General features: G+C 71.4%; 14 protein-coding genes. 3 read left to right on the plus strand and 11 right to left on the minus strand.

Annotated elements, in window-relative coordinates; translation table 11 throughout:
• Positions 1-31: 31 nt before the first annotated feature.
• Both H293_RS0131335 and H293_RS0131340 read right to left on the minus strand, forming a co-directional pair.
• Entirely contained in the window at positions 32-1,762 is a 1,731-nt protein-coding gene (locus H293_RS0131335) for an acyclic terpene utilization AtuA family protein (protein WP_020121777.1), read from the minus strand.
• Entirely contained in the window at positions 1,759-2,553 is a 795-nt protein-coding gene (locus tag H293_RS0131340; protein ID WP_020121778.1) for a TIGR03084 family metal-binding protein, read from the minus strand. The genes H293_RS0131335 and H293_RS0131340 overlap by 4 nt, the downstream gene beginning before the upstream one ends.
• Before the next feature lie 139 nt (positions 2,554-2,692).
• Here H293_RS0131340 and H293_RS0131345 point away from each other — a divergent pair, with 139 nt between their 5' ends.
• Positions 2,693-3,436 (plus strand): class I SAM-dependent DNA methyltransferase, encoded by a 744-nt coding sequence (locus tag H293_RS0131345; RefSeq protein WP_020121779.1) that lies wholly within the window; start codon positions 2,693-2,695, stop codon positions 3,434-3,436.
• A gap of 523 nt (positions 3,437-3,959) precedes the next feature.
• On the opposite strand, the gene H293_RS0131350 is transcribed toward H293_RS0131345, so the two are convergent.
• The 3 genes from H293_RS0131350 to H293_RS0131360 form a co-directional block, all read right to left on the minus strand.
• Positions 3,960-4,889 (minus strand): EamA family transporter, encoded by a 930-nt coding sequence (locus H293_RS0131350; protein ID WP_020121780.1) that lies wholly within the window; start codon positions 4,887-4,889, stop codon positions 3,960-3,962.
• Positions 4,890-4,992: 103 nt separating this feature from the next.
• On the minus strand, positions 4,993-5,451 hold the full coding sequence (locus tag H293_RS0131355) for a GNAT family N-acetyltransferase (protein WP_020121781.1): 459 nt from the start codon (positions 5,449-5,451) through the stop codon (positions 4,993-4,995).
• 90 nt (positions 5,452-5,541) lie between these two features.
• On the minus strand, positions 5,542-8,469 hold the full coding sequence (locus tag H293_RS0131360) for an FAD-binding and (Fe-S)-binding domain-containing protein (RefSeq protein ID WP_020121782.1): 2,928 nt from the start codon (positions 8,467-8,469) through the stop codon (positions 5,542-5,544).
• 90 nt (positions 8,470-8,559) lie between these two features.
• Between H293_RS0131360 and serC the strand changes: the two genes are divergently transcribed.
• Positions 8,560-9,678, plus strand: a complete 1,119-nt coding sequence (gene serC / locus H293_RS0131365) for a phosphoserine transaminase (protein WP_020121783.1) — start codon at positions 8,560-8,562, stop codon at positions 9,676-9,678.
• A 129-nt stretch (positions 9,679-9,807) separates the two neighbouring features.
• On the opposite strand, the gene H293_RS0131370 is transcribed toward serC, so the two are convergent.
• The 3 genes from H293_RS0131370 to H293_RS0131380 all read right to left on the minus strand — a co-directional run bounded on the left by H293_RS0131370 (position 9,808) and on the right by H293_RS0131380 (position 14,267).
• Positions 9,808-11,424 (minus strand): alpha/beta hydrolase, encoded by a 1,617-nt coding sequence (locus H293_RS0131370; protein ID WP_033415839.1) that lies wholly within the window; start codon positions 11,422-11,424, stop codon positions 9,808-9,810.
• Between the two features lie 189 nt (positions 11,425-11,613).
• Positions 11,614-13,110 (minus strand): cellulase family glycosylhydrolase, encoded by a 1,497-nt coding sequence (locus tag H293_RS0131375; RefSeq protein ID WP_028808358.1) that lies wholly within the window; start codon positions 13,108-13,110, stop codon positions 11,614-11,616.
• A gap of 164 nt (positions 13,111-13,274) precedes the next feature.
• On the minus strand, positions 13,275-14,267 hold the full coding sequence (locus H293_RS0131380; protein ID WP_020121786.1) for a WD40 repeat domain-containing protein: 993 nt from the start codon (positions 14,265-14,267) through the stop codon (positions 13,275-13,277).
• 207 nt (positions 14,268-14,474) lie between these two features.
• Between H293_RS0131380 and H293_RS0131385 the strand changes: the two genes are divergently transcribed.
• Positions 14,475-15,152 carry a GDSL-type esterase/lipase family protein gene (locus H293_RS0131385; protein ID WP_020121787.1) on the plus strand — a complete coding sequence of 226 codons (678 nt, stop codon included), beginning with the start codon at positions 14,475-14,477 and terminating at the stop codon, positions 15,150-15,152.
• 68 nt (positions 15,153-15,220) lie between these two features.
• Here the strand turns inward: H293_RS0131385 and H293_RS0131390 are convergent, their stop codons facing one another.
• From H293_RS0131390 to H293_RS0131400, 3 genes are read right to left on the minus strand one after another with little or no spacing between them, the layout of a single operon-like run.
• Positions 15,221-16,006, minus strand: a complete 786-nt coding sequence (locus tag H293_RS0131390; protein WP_020121788.1) for an ABC transporter permease — start codon at positions 16,004-16,006, stop codon at positions 15,221-15,223.
• Positions 16,003-16,962 (minus strand): daunorubicin resistance protein DrrA family ABC transporter ATP-binding protein, encoded by a 960-nt coding sequence (locus tag H293_RS0131395; RefSeq protein WP_020121789.1) that lies wholly within the window; start codon positions 16,960-16,962, stop codon positions 16,003-16,005. Before H293_RS0131395 ends, H293_RS0131390 begins: the two co-directional genes overlap by 4 nt.
• A 29-nt stretch (positions 16,963-16,991) precedes the next feature.
• Entirely contained in the window at positions 16,992-17,660 is a 669-nt protein-coding gene (locus H293_RS0131400; protein ID WP_020117353.1) for a DUF4097 family beta strand repeat-containing protein, read from the minus strand.
• Positions 17,661-17,669: the final 9 nt, after the last annotated feature.

The raw sequence follows: 17,669 nt of genomic DNA on the forward strand, positions 1-17,669 counted from the left end.
GAAATTCCTCGGAAGTTCGCAGAGGGAGCAGTCAAAGCAGAGCCTCCGGGATCTCCAGGTGGCGGGAGCGCAGCCATTCGCCGAGTGCCTTGGCCTGCGGGTCGAAGCGGTGCTGGGCGGCGACGCCCTCGCCGAGGATGCCCTCGATGACGAAGTTCAGGGCTCGGAGGTTGGGGAGGTCGTGGCGGGTGACGGGCAACTCGGCCGTCTCCGGGAGGAGTTCACGCAGACGGTCGACGGTGAGCGTGTGGGCGAGCCACCGCCATGCCTCGTCCGTCCGGGCCCAGACCCCGATGTTGGCGTTGCCGCCCTTGTCGCCGCTGCGGGCGCCCGCGATCAGACCGAGGGGAGCCCGGCGGGTGGGGCCTTCCGGCAGCGGTTCGGGCAGGGGTGGTGTCGGGGGATCCTCAAGTACGGCGGCCTCCCGGACTGCCGGCGCCACTGGGAGCCGCCGCCCGTCGTGGAGGACGGCCACATGGTCCACGGCCCCATGGGGGACGTACACATCCTCGAAGACCCCATAGGGCGAGCCCTTTCCCGGTGGGGCCAGCACATGGAACCCGGGGTAGCTCGCGAGGGCCAGCTCCACGGCGGCCCCGCTGAGCGCCCGTCCGACGGCCTCCTGGTCCGCGTCCCGGACGACCAGCCTCAGCAGGGCGCCGGCGGTTTCCTCCGTCTCCGCGTCCGGGCGGTCCGTGCGGACCAGGTCCCAGCGCACGTCGGAGACCTTGGCCAGGTGTGGCTCCAGCTGCTCCCGCACCAGCGTGGCCTTGGCCTCGATGTCGAGGCCGGTCAGGACGAAGGCGACCTCGTTGCGGAAGCCGCCGAGGCGGTTGAGGCCGACCTTGAGGGTCGGGGGCGGGGCCTCGCCGCGTACGCCGGAGATCCGGACGCGGTCGGTGCCGTCCTGGGTGAGCCGGACGGTGTCGAGGCGGGCGGTGACGTCGGGACCGGCGTACCGGGCGCCCTGCGTCTCGTACAGCAGCTGGGCCGTCACCGTGCCGACGTCCACGAAGCCGCCGGTGCCGGGGTGCTTGGTGATGACGGCGGTGCCGTCCTCGTGGAGCTCGGCGAGGGGGAAGCCGGGCCTTCGCAGATCGTGCCCGCCCTCGGCGAAGAACGCGTAGTTCCCGCCGGTCGCCTGGGTCCCGCACTCCAGGACGTGCCCGGCGACGACGGCTCCCGCGAGGCGGTCGTACTCCCCAGGACCCCAGCCGAAGTGGGCGGCGGCGGGCCCGGTGACCAGGGCCGCGTCCGTCACCCGGCCGGTGACGACCACGTCCGCGCCCTCGCGCAGACAGGCGGCGATGCCGAAGCCGCCGAGATAGGCGTGGGCGGCGAGGCTGCCGGGGTGCTCGGCGGTCAGGTCGTCGCCCTCGACATGGGCGACGTTCACGTCCAGGCCGAGCCGGTCGGCCAACTCCCGGATGCGGGCGGCGAGTCCGGCGGGATTGAGGCCACCCGCGTTGGTGACGATCCTGACGCCCCGCTCCCGCGCCGTCCCCAGGCACTCCTCCAACTGCCGCAGGAAGGTACGGGCATACCCGGCCCCCGGGTCCTTGAGCCGGTCCCGGCCCAGGATGAGCATGGTCAGCTCGGCGAGGTAGTCGCCGGTGAGGACGTCGAGTTCACCGCCGGTGAGCATTTCGCGCAGGGCGTCGAAGCGGTCGCCGTAGAAGCCGGAGGCGTTGCCTATGCGCAGGGTCGTCCGACGACCCACTCGGTCGGGCGGCGGCTCTTGCTTGCCGGTACGGAGGGTCATCCGGCCGTTCCCCTCACCGGGCGTCCGGCGCCGGGCGGGCCCGCGAAGGCCTGGGCGATGTCGAGCCACCGGCCTGCGTCCTCGCCCTCCGCGCGCAGGGCGAGGTCGGCGCGATGTGCCCGTTGGGTGACCAGCAGGCAGAAGTCGAGGGCGGGGCCGGTGACGCGGCCGGTGGCGTCCTCGGGGCCGTAGGTCCACAACTCGCCGGACGGGGCCGTGAGTTCGATGCGGAACGGCTCGAAGGGCGGGGTCAGTCCGTGCACGCCGAAGGCGAAGTCGCGGGTGCGGATGCCGAGCCGGACGATGTGCCGGATCCGGTCGGTGGGCTCACGGGTCACCCCCAGCGCGTCCGCCACGTCCAGGCCGTGGGCCCAGGTCTCCATGAGACGGGCGGTGGCCATGGAAGCGGTGGACATGGGCGGGCCGTACCAGGGGAAGCGGGCTCCCTCGGGTGCCGCGCGCAGGGCCTCCGCCAGGTCCTCCCGTCCCGCCCGCCAGTAGGCGAGCAGTCGCGCCGGAGGCTTGCGGGCACCCTCCTCCGCGCCTTCGTCCACGAAGTCCCCGGGCGCGGCCATCGCCTTCTCGACCTCGCGGGAGAAGGCCTTCTGGTCGGTGACGGCGAGCAGGGAGGAGTGGTCGGTCCAGGCGAGGTGGGCGATCTGGTGGGCGACGGTCCAGCCGGGGGCGGGGGTCGGCGACGACCACTGCTCCTGGCCCAACTCGGCTACCAGCAGGTCGAGTTCCTCGCTCTCCGCACACAGGTCGTCGATGACGGGCGTGGGGTCTGCCATGGGGTGAGGATGTCAGCGACGCAAGAAACAAGCAAGCGTGCTTGCATTAATTTTGGCGGACCGATGGTCGCGTCCCGCCGATGGCCGAGGGTCCGATATTCGGAGGCGCCTGCCTCCGCCCTCGCAGTACGGTCCCCCGGTGATCGATGACGACGGGTACTTCGGAGAGTCCGTCGCGGCGACGTACGACGAGTCGTCGGCGGCGATGTTCGCACCCGGGGCGGTCGAACCGGCCGTGGCCGTGCTGGCGGAACTCGCCGGCGAGGGGCGGGCCCTGGAGCTGGGTGTCGGAACCGGGCGGATCGCGTTGCCGCTGGCGCGGCGCGGGGTCGAGGTGCACGGCATCGAGCTGTCCCGGGCGATGGCGGACCGGCTGCGGGCCAAGCCCGGGGGTGAGGCGGTCGGGGTGACGATCGGGGACTTCGCGACGGCCCGCGCGCCCGGCATCTTCTCGGTCGGTTACCTGGTCTTCAACACGATCATGAACCTGACGACCCAGGACGCCCAGGTGGACTGCTTCCGCAATGTCGCGGCCCATCTGGAGCCGGGCGGGACGTTCGTGGTGGAGGTCATGGTCCCCCAGCTGCGCAAGCTGCCTCCCGGGCAGAACACGGTGCCGTTCCACGTCGGCACGGACCGCCTCGGGTTCGACACCTACGACGTCGCCACCCAGGCGATGTCCTCCCACCACGTCAGGGTCTCGGAGGACGGCCAGGGCTCCTTCCGGTCCATCCCCTTCCGCTACGTCTGGCCCGCGGAGCTGGATCTCATGGCCCGGCTGGCCGGGATGCGGCTGCGGGAGCGGTGGGAGGACTGGAGCCGGGAGCCCTTCACGAGCGAGAGCGAGTCATGCGTCTCGGTGTGGGAGAAGTCCACGGACTGACCAGCGGGGCCGGTCCTTCCCGGGCTCCCTGAGCCATACGACCGTGCGCGGTGTGCGGGGCACCGACGCCGACCGGGGCAGCTGCGCCAGGCCGTCGGACAGCTGGGTGCGGGGTGGGGTGTCCGGGGCGTCGGACAGCTGGAGGCGGGTGGGGTGTCCGGGGCGTCGGACAGCTGGAGGCGGGTGGGGTGTCCGGGGCGTCGACGCCCATGGGGGCTGCCGCCCCACACCACCAGAAGCCCCGGCGCAGACGAGATGACCGAACCGACCGAAGCAAGCCACCGCACCCCCCGGACACCGGGCGCCCATGGGGCGACCAGACCCTCGACACCAACCGGAACCAACCGCCCCACCCCACCAGACACCCCGGCGCAGGCGCCCATGCCCCACCCCGGCAGCCCGGCAGCCCGTAGCCCCCCGCAGCCCGTCGCAGGCGGCCCCGCACCCCGCCCCGATCCCCCGGGCACCCTTCACCCGAGCCCCGGACCACACCCCCGTACGGCGCGCACCGCCCCCGCAAGGCTCACGGAGTGATCGCCTTGCCCCGTCCCACCTGCGTCCGCACCGCTCCCATGCTCGCCGCGATCACGAGGGCGACGGCGAGGGCCTGGAGCGGGGACAGGGACTGGTCGAGGATCAGGAAGCCGGCGAGGGCGGCCATGGCCGGCTCCAGGCTCATGAGGATCGCGAAGGTGGAGGCGGGCAGGCTGCGCAGGGCGAGGAGTTCCAGGGTGTAGGGCAGGACGGAGGACATCAGGGCCACCGCCGCACCCAGGCCCACGGTCACCGGGTCGAGAAGCCGGGTGCCCGACTCGGCGATGCCGAGCGGCAGGAACGCCAGCGCGCCGATCGCCATCGCGAGGGCGAGGCCGTCGGCCTGCGGGAAGCGGCGGCCGGTGCGCGCGCTGAAGACGATGTACGACGCCCACATGGCACCCGCGCCCAGCGCGAACAGGACACCCGCCGGGTCCAGGTCGCCGAAGTCCCCGCCGCCGAGGAGGAAGACCCCGGCGAGCGCGAGTCCGGCCCAGACGGTGTTGACCGCACGGCGGGAGGCGAGCACCGAGAGGGCGAGCGGGCCGAGGAACTCCAGGGTCACGGCGGCGCCGAGCGAGATGCGGTCCACGGCCTGGTAGAAGAGGCCGTTCATCGCCGCGAGGGTGAGGCCGAAGGCGACGACCGTGCCCCAGTCGGTGCGGGAGTGCCCCCGCAGCCGGGGCCGGCAGACCACCAGCAGGACGACGGCGGCCACCAGCAGTCGCAGGGCCACCACTCCGAGGGCGCCCGCCCTGGGCATCAGGGTCACGGCCAGCGCCGCGCCGAACTGCACGGAGACGCCTCCGGCCAGCACCAGTCCGACGGGGCCGAGGGAACCGAAGCGGCCGGGCCCGGGCGTGGGCGGGGTGGCCGCCGAGGTCGGCGACGACGTCGGGGCGCTGCTGGAGGTGGTCACGGGACTTCCAGGGGTCGACTCGGGGTACGTCCATCTTGCTGCACTACTCAGTTCACGATAGTGGACCCAGTCATGTGCGTAAACCCGTTATACGACTGTCCCCCTACGACGGCTCCCGCACCATGAAGACGTCGACCGAATCCTCGGACTCCACGCTGAACCCGTGGCGCTCGTACAGCCGCCGGGCCGCGCTGCCCTGGAGGACGTTCAGGCGGACGAGTGCGCCGTCGGCGTCGGTCCGGGCGAGCACACCGCGCAGGACGGCCGAGCCGAGGCCGTGGCCCTGGAGCTCCGGGGCGATGAAGAAGTGCTCCAGCCAGTGGCCGTCCTCGGCCGGGCGCAGGGCGACGCAGCCCGCGAAACGGTCCCCGGCCTCGATGATCGACAGGTGTCGCGCGACGAAGGCGTCCCGGAACCGCTGCCGTACCCGGTGCTCGTCGAACCGGCCCAGCCGCTCCAGGTCGGGGCGCATGACCACGGCCCGCAGTTCGGCTATGACCTCGACGTCGGCCGGTGTCGCGGGACGCAGGGTCCAGTGCGTGAGACGCGTGTTCGTTTCCACGGCCGGAGTATCCCGCGAGCGGGGACCAGGAGGATCAGAACGCAAAACGCAGAATTCAGGTCTCGGGTCTCGGGTCTCGGGTCTCGGGTCTCAGGACTCAGGGCTCGTTTCGAGGGCCTCCGCCAGCACCTCCGCCAGATGTCTCCCCCGCACACCAGCCAACTGCTCCAGCTGCGTACGGCAGGAGAACCCGTCGGCCAGCACCACCGCGTCCCGCGGAGCCTGCCGTACCGACGGCAGCAGCTGTTCCTCCGCGCAGGCCCGGGACACCTCGAAGTGCCCTTTCTCGAAGCCGAAGTTGCCGGCGAGTCCGCAGCAGCCGCCGCTCAGGTCGCCGGCGAGTCCCGCGGCCTCGCGCAGCCGGCGGTCGGCCGTGTCGCCCAGGACCGCGTGCTGGTGGCAGTGGGTCTGGCCGACGACCGGGCGGTTCAGGGCCGGTGGCCGCCAGTCGGGGGCGAGCCGTTCCAGGGCCTCCGCGAAGGTCAGGACCCGGGAGGCGAGGCGGGCGGCGCGCGGGTCGTCGTGCAGCAGTTCCGGCAGGTCGGAGCGGAGGGCGGCGGCGCAGCTCGGTTCCAGGACGACGACCGGGGCCCGGGTCTCCAGCACCGGGGTCATCAGGTCGAGGGTGCGGCGCAACACCGCACGGGCACGGTCGAGTTGCCCGGTCGACACGTACGTCAGGCCGCAGCAGACCCGGCCCCGGCCCCGTAGGAGGGACACCGGGTCGAGGGCGACCGTCCTGCCGTCGCCCACCGGCGCCTTCTCCAGGTGCACGGTGGGCGGCAGCGCCACCCGCAGCCCCGCCGCCTCCAGCACCCGTACGGCCGCCTGCCCCACGGAGGGGGAGAGATGCTCGGTGAAGGTGTCCGGCCACAGGACGACGAGGTCACCGGTGTCGCGCGCGTTCCGTCCAGGGGCGTTCCGCCCGAGGGCGTTTCGCCCGTCCCACCACCGGCTGAACGTCTCCGTCGCCACCTTCGGGATCCGCCGCTCGGGCGTGATCCCGCCGAGCCGCTTGGCGAGGGCCGCCAACGGCCGTACCGAGGCAAGGGCGTTGACCACCGCGGCCGCCCGCACCCGGTCCACCCGGCGCAGCCATTCCGGCAGCCGGCCCATGCTGTGGTGGGACGCCGGGCGCCGCCGCCCCGCGTAGTGGTGGTGCAGGAACTCCGCCTTGTACGTGGCCATGTCGACCCCGACCGGGCAGTCGGACCGGCAGCCCTTGCAGGACAGGCACAGGTCCAGCGCGTCGCGGACCTCCGTGGACCGCCAGCCGTCGGTGACCACTTCACCGGCCAGCATCTCGTGCAGCAGCCGGGCACGCCCGCGCGTGGAGTGCGCCTCCTCGCCGGTGGCCCGGAAGGACGGGCACATGACGGCGGCCCCGGACGACCCTGTCGTACGGCATTTCGCGACCCCGACGCAGCGGCGTACGGCGGCGGAGAAGTCACCGCCGTCGGCCGGGTAGCCGAAGGCCACGTCGACCGGCTCGCGGGGCAGGACGGAGAAGCGGAGGTTGGTGTCGAGGGGGGCCGGGCGGACCAGCATCCCCGGGTTGAGCAGGTCGTCCGGGTCCCACACCGCCTTCGCCCGCTCGAACAGGGCGACCATCTCGTCGCCGTACATCTTCGGCAGCAGTTCGGCCCGCGCCTGCCCGTCCCCGTGCTCGCCGGACAGGGACCCGCCGTGGGCCGCCACGAGCTCGGCGAGCTCCTCGGAGAAGCGGCGGAACCGCCCGATCCCCGCCCGTGTCAGCAGGTCGAAGTCGATGCGGACGTGGATGCAGCCGTCGCCGAAGTGTCCGTACGGGGTGCCGCGCAGCCCGTGTGCTCCCAGCAGCTCCCGGAAGTCCCGCAGGTACGCGCCCAGCCGCCGCGGCGGCACCGCGCAGTCCTCCCAGCCGGGCCAGGCCTCGGAGCCTCCCCCAGCCCTGGGGGGCTGGGAGGTGCCCCCAGGCATCCGGGTCGCCGTGCCGCTGGCATCCTCGCGGATGCGCCACAGGGCCCGCTGTCCGGCCGGGTCGGTCACCACGTGCGCGTCGAGGACGTCGGCCGCGCGCACGATCTCCTCCGCAAGCGCGCGTGCCTCGCTCCCGGACGAGCCGCCCGTCTCCACGAACAGCCAGGCGCCGCCCCGCGGCAGCGCGGCCGCCGAGGGCACCAGGTCGGCCGCCATGCCCTCCACCGTCAGGGGGCGGTGCACCAGCAGCCCGGCGGCGGCCTCGGCGGCCGCGCCCTCGTCCGCGTACCCGAGGACCGCGAGGGCACGCGCGGGCGGCGCCTCGACCAGCCGGACCACGGCCTCGGTGAGCACGCCGAGGGTGCCCTCGCTGCCGCAGAAGGACCGGGCGACGTCGGCCCGGTGCTCCGGCAGGAGGGCGTCCAGGGCGTACCCGGAGATCCGCCGGGGCAGCTCGGGGAAGCCGGTCCGCAGGCGGGCCAGGTCGCCGTCGACCAGCTCCCGCAGCCCCGCCGGCGCCCCGGCCCAGCCCTGCCCGAGCCGCAGCCGCTGCCCGCGCGCGGTGACGACGTCGAGCTCGCTCACGCTGTCCGCGGTGGTCCCCCATGCCACGGAGTGCGAGCCGCAGGAGTTGTTCCCGATCATCCCGCCGAGCGTGCACCGGCTGTGGGTGGAGGGGTCGGGCCCGAACCGCAGCCCGTGCGGCGCGACCGCGTCCTGGAGCCGGTCGAGCACGAGGCCGGGCTGCACGACGGCGGTACGCGCCCCGGGGTCGAGTGCCAGGACCCGGTTCATGTGCCGGGTGAAGTCGAGCACGACGCCGGTTCCGGTGGCCTGCCCGGCGATGGAGGTACCGCCGCCGCGGGGCACGACGGGGACGCCATGGGTACGGCAGACCTCCAGCACGGCGGCCACGTCGTCGGCGTCCCGGGGGGCGACGACCCCGAGGGGGACGCGCCGGTAGTTGGACGCGTCCATGGTGGTCAGGGCCCGGGAGGTGACGTCGAAACCGACCTCGCCCCGGACGGCCTTCCGCAGATCGGCCTCAAGATCCGTCATGACTCCAGCAAACCAGTCCGGTCAACACCGACGCGTCTCACCGGACGGACTACGTTTCGACCAGGTTTCCCCAGCGGCTACGCTCCCCTCGTGGCTGAGATCCAGATTCCCGCTGACATCAAGCCCGCCGACGGTCGATTCGGCGCGGGCCCCTCCAAGGTGCGGACGGAAGCGCTGGACGCGCTGGCCGCAACCGGTACCTCCCTGCTCGGCACCTCCCACCGCCAGGCGCCCGTCAAGAACCTGGTCGGACAGGTCCGCGAGGGCATCAGTGAGCTGTTCTCGCTCCCCGAGGGCTATGAGGTCGTCCTCGGCAACGGCGGCTCCACCGCGTTCTGGGACGTCGCGACGCACGGCCTGATCGAGAACAAGTCGCAGCACCTGACGTTCGGCGAGTTCTCGTCGAAGTTCGCGAAGGCGTCCAAGCTGGCCCCCTGGCTGGCCGAGCCCACCGTCATCTCCTCCGAGCCCGGCACGCACCCGGAGCCGCAGGCCGAGGCGGGCGTCGACGTGTACGCGTACACGCACAACGAGACGTCCACCGGTGTGGCCGCTCCCATCAAGCGGGTGACCGGTGCCGACGAGGGCGCCCTGGTCCTCGTGGACGCGACGAGTGGCGCCGGCGGTCTCCCGGTCGACATCGCCGAGACGGATGTCTACTACTTCGCCCCGCAGAAGTCCTTCGCCTCCGACGGCGGCCTGTGGATCGGCGTGTTCTCCCCGGCCGCGATCGAGCGCGCCGAGCGGATCCACGCGTCCGGCCGGCACGTCCCGGAGTTCTTCTCGCTGCCGACGGCGATCGACAACTCCCGCAAGAACCAGACGTACAACACCCCGGCCCTCGCCACCCTCTTCCTGCTGAACCAGCAGCTGGAGTGGATCAACGGCCAGGGCGGCCTCGCCTGGTCGACGGCCCGCACGAAGGACTCCTCGACCCGCCTCTACACCTGGGCGGAGGAGTCCAAGCACGCCACCCCGTTCGTCACCGACCCGGCCAAGCGCTCCCAGGTCATCGGCACGATCGACTTCTCGGACGAGATCGACGCCGCGGCCGTGGCCAAGGTGCTGCGCGCCAACGGTGTCGTCGACACCGAGCCCTACCGCAAGCTCGGCCGCAACCAGCTGCGCGTGGCGATGTTCCCGGCGATCGACCCGGCGGACGTCGAGGCGCTGACGAAGTGCGTGGACTACGTCATCGAGAAGCTGTAACACCCGCTTCCGCTACGACGACGAGGGGCGCCCGGCAAACACCGGGCGCCCCTTCTCGCGCTTCCGCCTCCAGGTCGACGGTGAGGGCGCCCGGCGATGGTGCCGGGCGCCCTCTTCGGTTCGGGTCGGTCAGCCGCGGAAGCCGAGCAGCGCGTGCAGCTCGTCGGCGCCGGGTGCCGTGGTGGCCGGCGCGGAGGTGCCGGTCAGGGCTGACGCCGTGGCCGGCTGGGCCGCCGCCGGCTTCGGGTCGGGGAGCTTCTTGCAGACCGCGTCGGCGGTGCCGTGGCCGCGGGGGACCGTGCCGTCGGTCAGGTACTTGGCGAGGTACTTGTCCAGGCAGGCGTTGCCGCTCAGCGAGATGCCGTGGTTGCCGCCGCCCTGCTCGACGACCAGGCTGGAGTGCTTGAGCAGCCGGTGGACGGTGACTCCGCCCTGGTACGGGGTGGCCGCGTCGTTCGTCGCCTGGAACAGGAGCACCGGCGGGAGCTTGGAGTTGGCGACGTTCACGGGCTTCAGCGTCTTCGTGGGCCAGAACGCGCACGGCGCGTTGTACCAGGCGTTGCTCCAGGCCATGAAGGGGGCCTTCTTGTACACGGCCCAGTTGTCCTTCTGCCACTGCTTCCAGTCGCGAGGCCAGGAGGCGTCACGGCACTGCACGGCGGTGTAGACGCTGTAGCCGTTGTCACCGGAGGCGTCGATCGCGGCGAGGTTCTCGTACGCCTCGACCAGCGGGGCCGCGTTCTTGTCGTTCACGTACGCGGCGAACGCCTTGGCCAGGTCGGGCCAGTAGCCGTTGTAGTAGCCGCCCGGGATGAAGGTGTCCTCCAGCTCGGCCGCGCCCACCTTGCCGCCGGCCGGCGTCTTCGCCAACTGGGCCTGCATCGCGTACCACTTGGCCTCGATCTTGGCCGGGTTCGTGCCGAGCTTGTACGTGGAGTCGTACTTGGCGATCCACGCCATCAGCGCCTTCTGGCGGCCGTCGAAGGCGTAGTCCTGCGAGATGTTGGCGTCGTACCAGACCCCGTCGGGGTCGACGATCGAGTCCAGCACCAGTCGGCGCACGTGGCCCGGGAACAGCTTGGCGTAGACCTGGCCCAGGTAGGTGCCGTACGAGTAGCCGAAGTAGTTGATCTTCTTCGCGCCGAGGGACTTACGGATCGAGTCCATGTCCTTCACGGCGTTGATCGTGTTGATGTACGGCAGCACGTCCGCGTACTTGCGGCCGCAGGCTGCGGCGAAGGACTTGGCGCGCTCCAGGTTGGCCTTCTCGATCACGGACGTGCTCGGGACGCTCGCGGGGCGGACCGGGTTGAAATAGCCCGGCTTGCAGTCGAGGGCCGGCGTGCTCTTGCCGACGCCACGCGGGTCGAAGCCGATGACGTCGTACTGGGCCGCGACCGCCTTGGGCAGGCTTGAGGCGACGAACCCGGCGAGGGTCAGCCCGCTGCCGCCGGGGCCGCCCGGGTTGACCAGGAGCGGGCCCTGGTACTTCTTCGCGGTGTGCGGCACCCGGGACAGGGCCAGGGTTATCTGGCGCCCCTTCGGGTGGGCGTAGTCCAGCGGCACCTTCACCGACCCGCACTGCAGCGTCGGGTAGTTCTCGGTGCCGCACTTCTTCCAGCTGACCTTCGCCGCCGCCAGGGCGGGGGCCGTGGTGAGGGGCGTACCGGCCTCGGCCGGGACAGCCGTGACGGCCCCCGCCAGGACAACGGCCGCACCGCACAGCACAACAGCGCTTCTTCTCATAAGAGCGCATCCTGTCGAAGGAACAGTCGCATGAGAAACATCTGAGCGAAAGATTTGAATCTCCCGTGATCCCGAGGTACTTGAGCGCAGTGGTGTGACAGGCGCGCTCGGGAGCGCTGAACCGGGGGCGAACAACTTCCAGTGGTCGAGGGCGCCCGGTACCCACCGAGCGCCCCCGTCATCCTGCCCTCACGCAGCCGTACAGCTCACCGCCGGGACACCGCCGCCCCCAGGCGCTCCCCCGAACCCGAAGCTCGCCGAACCGCCCACCGGGACCGTCCCGTTGTGGGAGGCGTTCGTCGCGGTCACGGTGGAGCCGGTCTGGGTGTACGAGGCGTTCCACATGGAGGTGACCTTCTGGGAGCCCGGCCAGGTCCAGGTGACCTTCCAGGAGGAGAGGGCCGTGGACCCCGAATTGGTCACCTTCACCTCGGCGTTGAAGCCGCCGCCCCAGTCGCTGCTGACCGTGTAGGCGGCGGTGCAGGCGGCCGTGGTGCCGCCGGGGTCGCCGCTCGACGGGAAGCCCGGCGCCTTGACGCTCGCGAGGTACCCGTCCTTCACGGTGTCCACGCTCTGCCAGTCGTCCTTCAGGATCCCGCCCGTGTCACCGGAGTTGGGGTTCCAGGACCAGAAGGTCCAGTGGAAGGAGTCGGCGCCGTACGTCGAGGTCGGGCGCAGATAACTCACCAGTGCCGCCAGCCACTTCTGGTCCACGGCCGACTGGAGCGTGGTGCCGAACTCGCCCACCCACACCGGCGCGATGTTCTGCTTGAAGATGTAGCCCCAGTACTTGTCCCAGATCCCCGGCATGTTGGCCGGGAACGACGGGTCGCTGAACCAGCTCTGCTGGGCCACGCTGGTCGCGTAGTCGTGGGCGGAGTACACGACCCGGTTCGCGACGTTCAGCTGCACCGGGTACTGGGCGACGCCCATCAGGTTGCCGCCCCACCAGCCCGAGACACCGTTGAAGGTCTGCACGCCCTCGACGAAGATCAGCAGCTCGGGATTCACGGACAGCACCGCGTTCCCGGCCCGCTGGGCGGCCAGCCGCCAGTCCGTGGCGGTGTCCCCGCAGCCCCAGCAGGCGGGATCGTGGGGTTCGTTGTGCAGATCGATGCCTACGACGGTGTCCTGGCCCTTGTAACGCGTCGCCAGCGCCTTGAGGTTGGCGATCCACGTCGACTCCGGGACCGCGGCCGTGTACCAGAGCGCCGACTGGCCACCGGAGTCCGGGCGGTGCCGGTCGAGGATGACCTTGAGGCCGTCCTGACCGGCGTACGACACGAGCCGGTCCAGGACACCGAGGGAGTCCTTCCCCTGGAGGTCGGCGTTCTTGCCGCTGGAGAAGTCGATGCTGTTGGGGACCGTCCCCGCCTTGAAGATGTCGTCGCTGAACGGGATGCGGATCGTGTTGTAGCCCAGCGACTTCATCTGGTCGATCATGGATTTGTAGTCGCGGGACCAGAGGCCGTGGACGACGTGGTTGCTGGTCTCGAAGCCGAACCAGTTGATCCCGGCGATCCGGACCGGCTGCCCGGAGGCGTCCAGGATCTGGCGGCCGCTGGTGTGCCAGTAACCGGCGCCGGCCGCCTCGGCGGCGTCGGCCGTCTGAAGACCAGCGGTCCCCAGCGGCAACAGGAGAGCCGCCGCCACCGCACACAGCGCTCTTCTCAAGCTGCGGAACATGTTCGCTGCTTCCTCTCGGGAGGTGCGGGCCCGGAACAGAGTGGGAGCGCTCCCACCGCCCTGCACCTCCCATGGAAGACAGGTCGCATGAACACGTCAAGACGCTGGACGTCACTTGTGCGGGTGAGGTCACGGGCGCAGCTTCCGGAACCTCCGTCGGGGGCTCAGGAGCGCCGGAACAGCCGCCGGAGTCCGAAGAGGGCGGCGACGGCTCCCAGGGCCAGGGCACCGATCTTGATGGTGCCGCTGGAGGTCCCGCCGCCGTCGCTTCCGGAGGCCGAGGAACTTCCGCTCCCCGAGGGCGACTTGGACCCGCCGTCACCGGGCGCGTCCTGCGCCTCCACCTCGCTGTCGGCGCCCTCCATGCCCAGCAGGATCTTGGTCCCGTCCGGGGAGTAGGAGACGGACTCCCCCTGGCCGAGGGGCACGCTGATCCTCCCCCGCTTCTTGATGTCGCCGCCGTTCCAGTCGTACCAGATACCGCCGAAGTACCCACGTACGACGAGCTGCCGGCCGTCCGGCGAGAAGGCGGCGTCGGTGGCCCACAGGTCGACGGCCTTGACGGGCTTGAAGACGTTCGTCCCGGAGGGGGAGAGGGTGGTCGGCCCCTCGTAGAGATGCCCGCCGTCCTCCTGCTTGTCGATGATGTAGACGCGCCCGGTCCTGGGATGGACGACCATCGACTCGGCGTCGCGCGAGCCGTCGGTGTACTTCACGACGTACTGGGTGGCCTTGACGGACTGATCCTTCAGGACCTTCGGCTCGGGCAGCTTGTAGATCCACACATAGGGCCAGGTGACCCCGTCGTTGTCGCCGATGTCCCCGACCCAGATCTGGTTGTCGGGCCCGATCGCGATGGCCTCGACGTCCCGGGGGGTGCCCACGCCGGTCAGGGTGATCCTGGCGACGGTCTTGCCGGTGGCGCTGTCGACGGCGTACAGGTACGCGCCGGTGTCCTGGTCGTTGTGGGTCCAGTAGATGCCCGGGTGCTGCCGCGAGGCGGCGAGTCCGCTGGACTCCGTGATCCGGGGGTCGCTGATGGTGAAGCCCTGATCCCCCTTCCCGTCCCCGTCGGCAGCGGAGGCGGGCTCGGCGGCGGGCAGCGCGAAGGCACCCACGAGCAGGATCCCGGCGAGCAGGGCAAAGGGTCGGCGCATGCCCCAAGCGTGCCATCCCGGCGCGCGGGTGCAGGGGGCGACCCGGAGGCCGCCGGGCGACCGGGTGGCCCGGGGCCGGGAAGCTGGAAGGCCAGGGCCAAGGACGCCCCGGCAGCGCGGAGGTGAGCCTGGCTCGGACCGTCGGCGCGCGGTAGGCGTGGTCGGACTCACATGCCACCCGTCGCGCGGATGATCCATCATGAGCGGATGCTCAGATTCATGCCGGTCGGCGACTCGATGACGATCGGGAGCGCGGGCGAGCACACCTGGCGGTACCGGATGTGGCAGCACCTGCGCGACACCTACGGCGGGCCCTTCGACCTCGTGGGCCCGCGCGAGACGCTGTACGACAAGGCGGCGGACGCCCCGACGTCGTACGCGTACGCCGATCCCGACTTCCCCAGGGCCCACCTGGCCGGCTGGGGCGAGGGCTGGCTGCACATGGCCCCGCTGATCGGTGCGGCGGTGCGCGGGCACCGGGCGGACGTGCTCCTGGTGTCGCTGGGCCTGATCGACCTGGGTTTCTACACGAACGCCGAACAGACCGCGGAGAACGTCCGCGCCTTCGTCGCCGAGGCCCGCCGGGCGAACCCCCGCATCCGGATGGCCGTCCTTCCGGTGATCCCCAACGTCCGGGCGGAGTCGGACGCGCCCTTCGCGAGGGAGGTCACCCGCTTCAACGAGCTTCTGGCCAAGGCGATCGCGGACCTGGACGAACCGCGCTCCCCCCTGCTGCCGGCGTCGCCTCCGTCGTCGTACGACATCAACCACGACACCTACGACGGCACCCATCCGAACGCGAGCGGCGAGCACAGGATCGCGGCGGCCTTCGCGGAGGCGATGCACCAGGCGTGGGACCTCGGCGGGCCCTACAAGGACGCCTGAAAGGGGCGGGGCACGGGAATCGGCCCGCGCCCCGCCCCAACCCCGCCCCAACCCCGCCCCCACGGCGGTCACTTCGGGTCGGCGTTGAACTTCGCGGTCGACCAGCGGTAGCCGAGCGCCGCGAGGCCGAGGCACCAGGCGACCGCGATCCAGCCGTTGTTGCCGATCTCGGTGCCGAGGAGCAGTCCGCGCAGGGTCTCGATGGCCGGGGTGAAGGGCTGGTACTCGGCGATCGGCTGGAACCAGCCCGGCATCGCGTCGACCGGCACGAAGGCGCTGGAGATGAGCGGCAGGAAGATCAGCGGCATGGCGTTGTTGCTTGCGGCCTCGGCGTTGGGGCTGATCAGGCCCATGCCGACCGCGATCCAGGTGAGCGCCGTGGCGAAGAGCACGAGCAGTCCGAAGGCCGCGAGCCACTCCAGGGCGGTGGCGTCGGTGGAGCGGAAGCCGATGGCCACGCCGACGGCGCCGACCAGGACCACGCTGACGACCGACTGGAGCACGCTGCCGACGACGTGCCCGACGAGCACCGAGCCGCGATGGATCGCCATGGTCCGGAAGCGGGCGATGATGCCCTCGGTCATGTCGTTGGAGACGGAGACCGCGGTGCCGATCGTGGTGGAGCCGATGGTCATCAGCAGCAGGCCCGGGACGAGATACGCGATGTAGTCGGAGCGGTCGCCGCCGCCGATGCCCGCGCTCATGGTGTCGCCGAAGATGTAGACGAAGAGCAGCAACAGCATGATCGGCGTGAGGAGCAGGTTCAGGGTGAGCGAGGGGTAGCGCCGGGCGTGCAGGAGGTTGCGGCGCAGCATCGTGGACGAGTCGCGCACAGCGAGGGAGAGGGTGCTCATCGGACGGTCTCCTTGGTCTGGTCGGTGACGTCGGCGCTGCCGCCGGTCAGGGCGAAGAACACGTCGTCGAGGTCGGGGGTGTGCACGGTCAGCTCGTCGGCCTCGATGCCGGCCGCGTCGAGCTGGTCGAGGAGGGCGCGCAGCTCGGACTGGCTGCCGCCGTTGGGGAGTTGCAGGGTGAGCGACTCGTCGTCCCGGGTGACCTCGCGCAGGGCGCGGGCGGCGCTCCGGTAGGCGTCCGGGTCGGTGAAGCGGAGCCGGACGTGTCCGCCGGGGACCAGGCGCTTGAGCTGTTCGGCGCTGCCCTCGGCGGCGATCGTGCCGTTGTGCAGGACGGCTATGCGGTCGGCGAGTTCGTCGGCCTCCTCCAGGTACTGCGTGGTGAGGAAGACGGTGACGCCGTCGGCGACCAGTTCCCTGATGATCTGCCACATGGTGTGCCGGGAGCGGGGGTCGAGGCCGGTCGTGGGTTCGTCGAGGAAGATGATCCGGGGGTCGCCGACCAGGGTCATGGCGATGTCGAGGCGGCGCTTCATGCCGCCGGAGTAGGTGGAGGCGGGCTTCTTCGCGGCCTCGGTGAGGTCGAACCGCTCCAGCAGTTCGGCGGTGACCCGCCGTCCCTCGTTCTTGGAGAGGTGGTGCAGGTCGGCCATGAGGAGCATGTTCTCCTCACCGGTGATCAGTCCGTCGACGGCGGAGAACTGGCCGGTGACGCCGATCGAGGCCCGTACCGCCTGGGCCTCGGCGGCGAGGTCGTGGCCGCCGACCTGTGCCTGTCCGCCGTCGGCGGTGACGAGGGTGGAGAGGATCTTGACGGCCGTGGTCTTGCCGGCGCCGTTCGGCCCGAGGAGGGCGAAGATCGTGCCGGTCGGCACCTGGAGGTCGATGCCGTCGAGGACGGTCTTGTCCCCGTAGGACTTGCGCAGTCCGTTCGCCGCGATGGCCAGGACGGTCATGGTGGGTGCTCCTTGTGAAGGCCTGCGGGTCAGAGGCTGCGGGCGGTGATGTCGCCGTGGGTGGTGGTGGCGCGGATGGTCAGGGTGGCGTCGGAACCCTCGGTGTTCTTGAGGGAGTTGTGGACGCGGCCATAGGAGGTGCCGGCGTCCAGGGCGGCGGAGGCGGCGGTGGCGAGGGTGATGTCGCCCTTCTGTGTGGTGAGCACGAGGGTGCCGGTGAGGGCCTCGGCGATGGTGATGTCGCCGCGCTGGGTGCTGATCTCGGCGGGTCCGGTGAGGCGTCCGACGGTGATGTCGCTGTCGGTGGCGGTGAGGCGGATGCTCGCGGCCTCGTCGATCTTGACGGGGCCGTGGGCGCCTTCGAGGACGAGGTCCCCGAGGCGTCCGACGGCCCGGAACTCGGTGGCGGCCGCTGTGGCCTCGACATGTGAGCCGGTGGGGAGCTGGACGGTGATCTCGACGGATCCGGAGGGCCCGAAGTACTGGTTCTTGGCGGCCGGGGCGGTGATCCGCAGGACTCCGTCGTCGCCGTGGGTGATGTCGATCTGCTCGGCGGCCTTGGTGTCGCGGTTCCTGGCGGGGTCGGCGGGCCGGATCTCGACGGTGGTGTCGGCGCGGTCGGCGGCGATGACCTGGACGCGGCCGGCGGGGAGGTCGATGACGGTGGTGACGGGGGCGGGGGTGTCGAACTTCTGCATCAGGTGCTC

The organism is Streptomyces canus 299MFChir4.1 (genome assembly GCF_000383615.1).
GTDB lineage: Bacteria > Actinomycetota > Actinomycetes > Streptomycetales > Streptomycetaceae > Streptomyces > Streptomyces canus_C.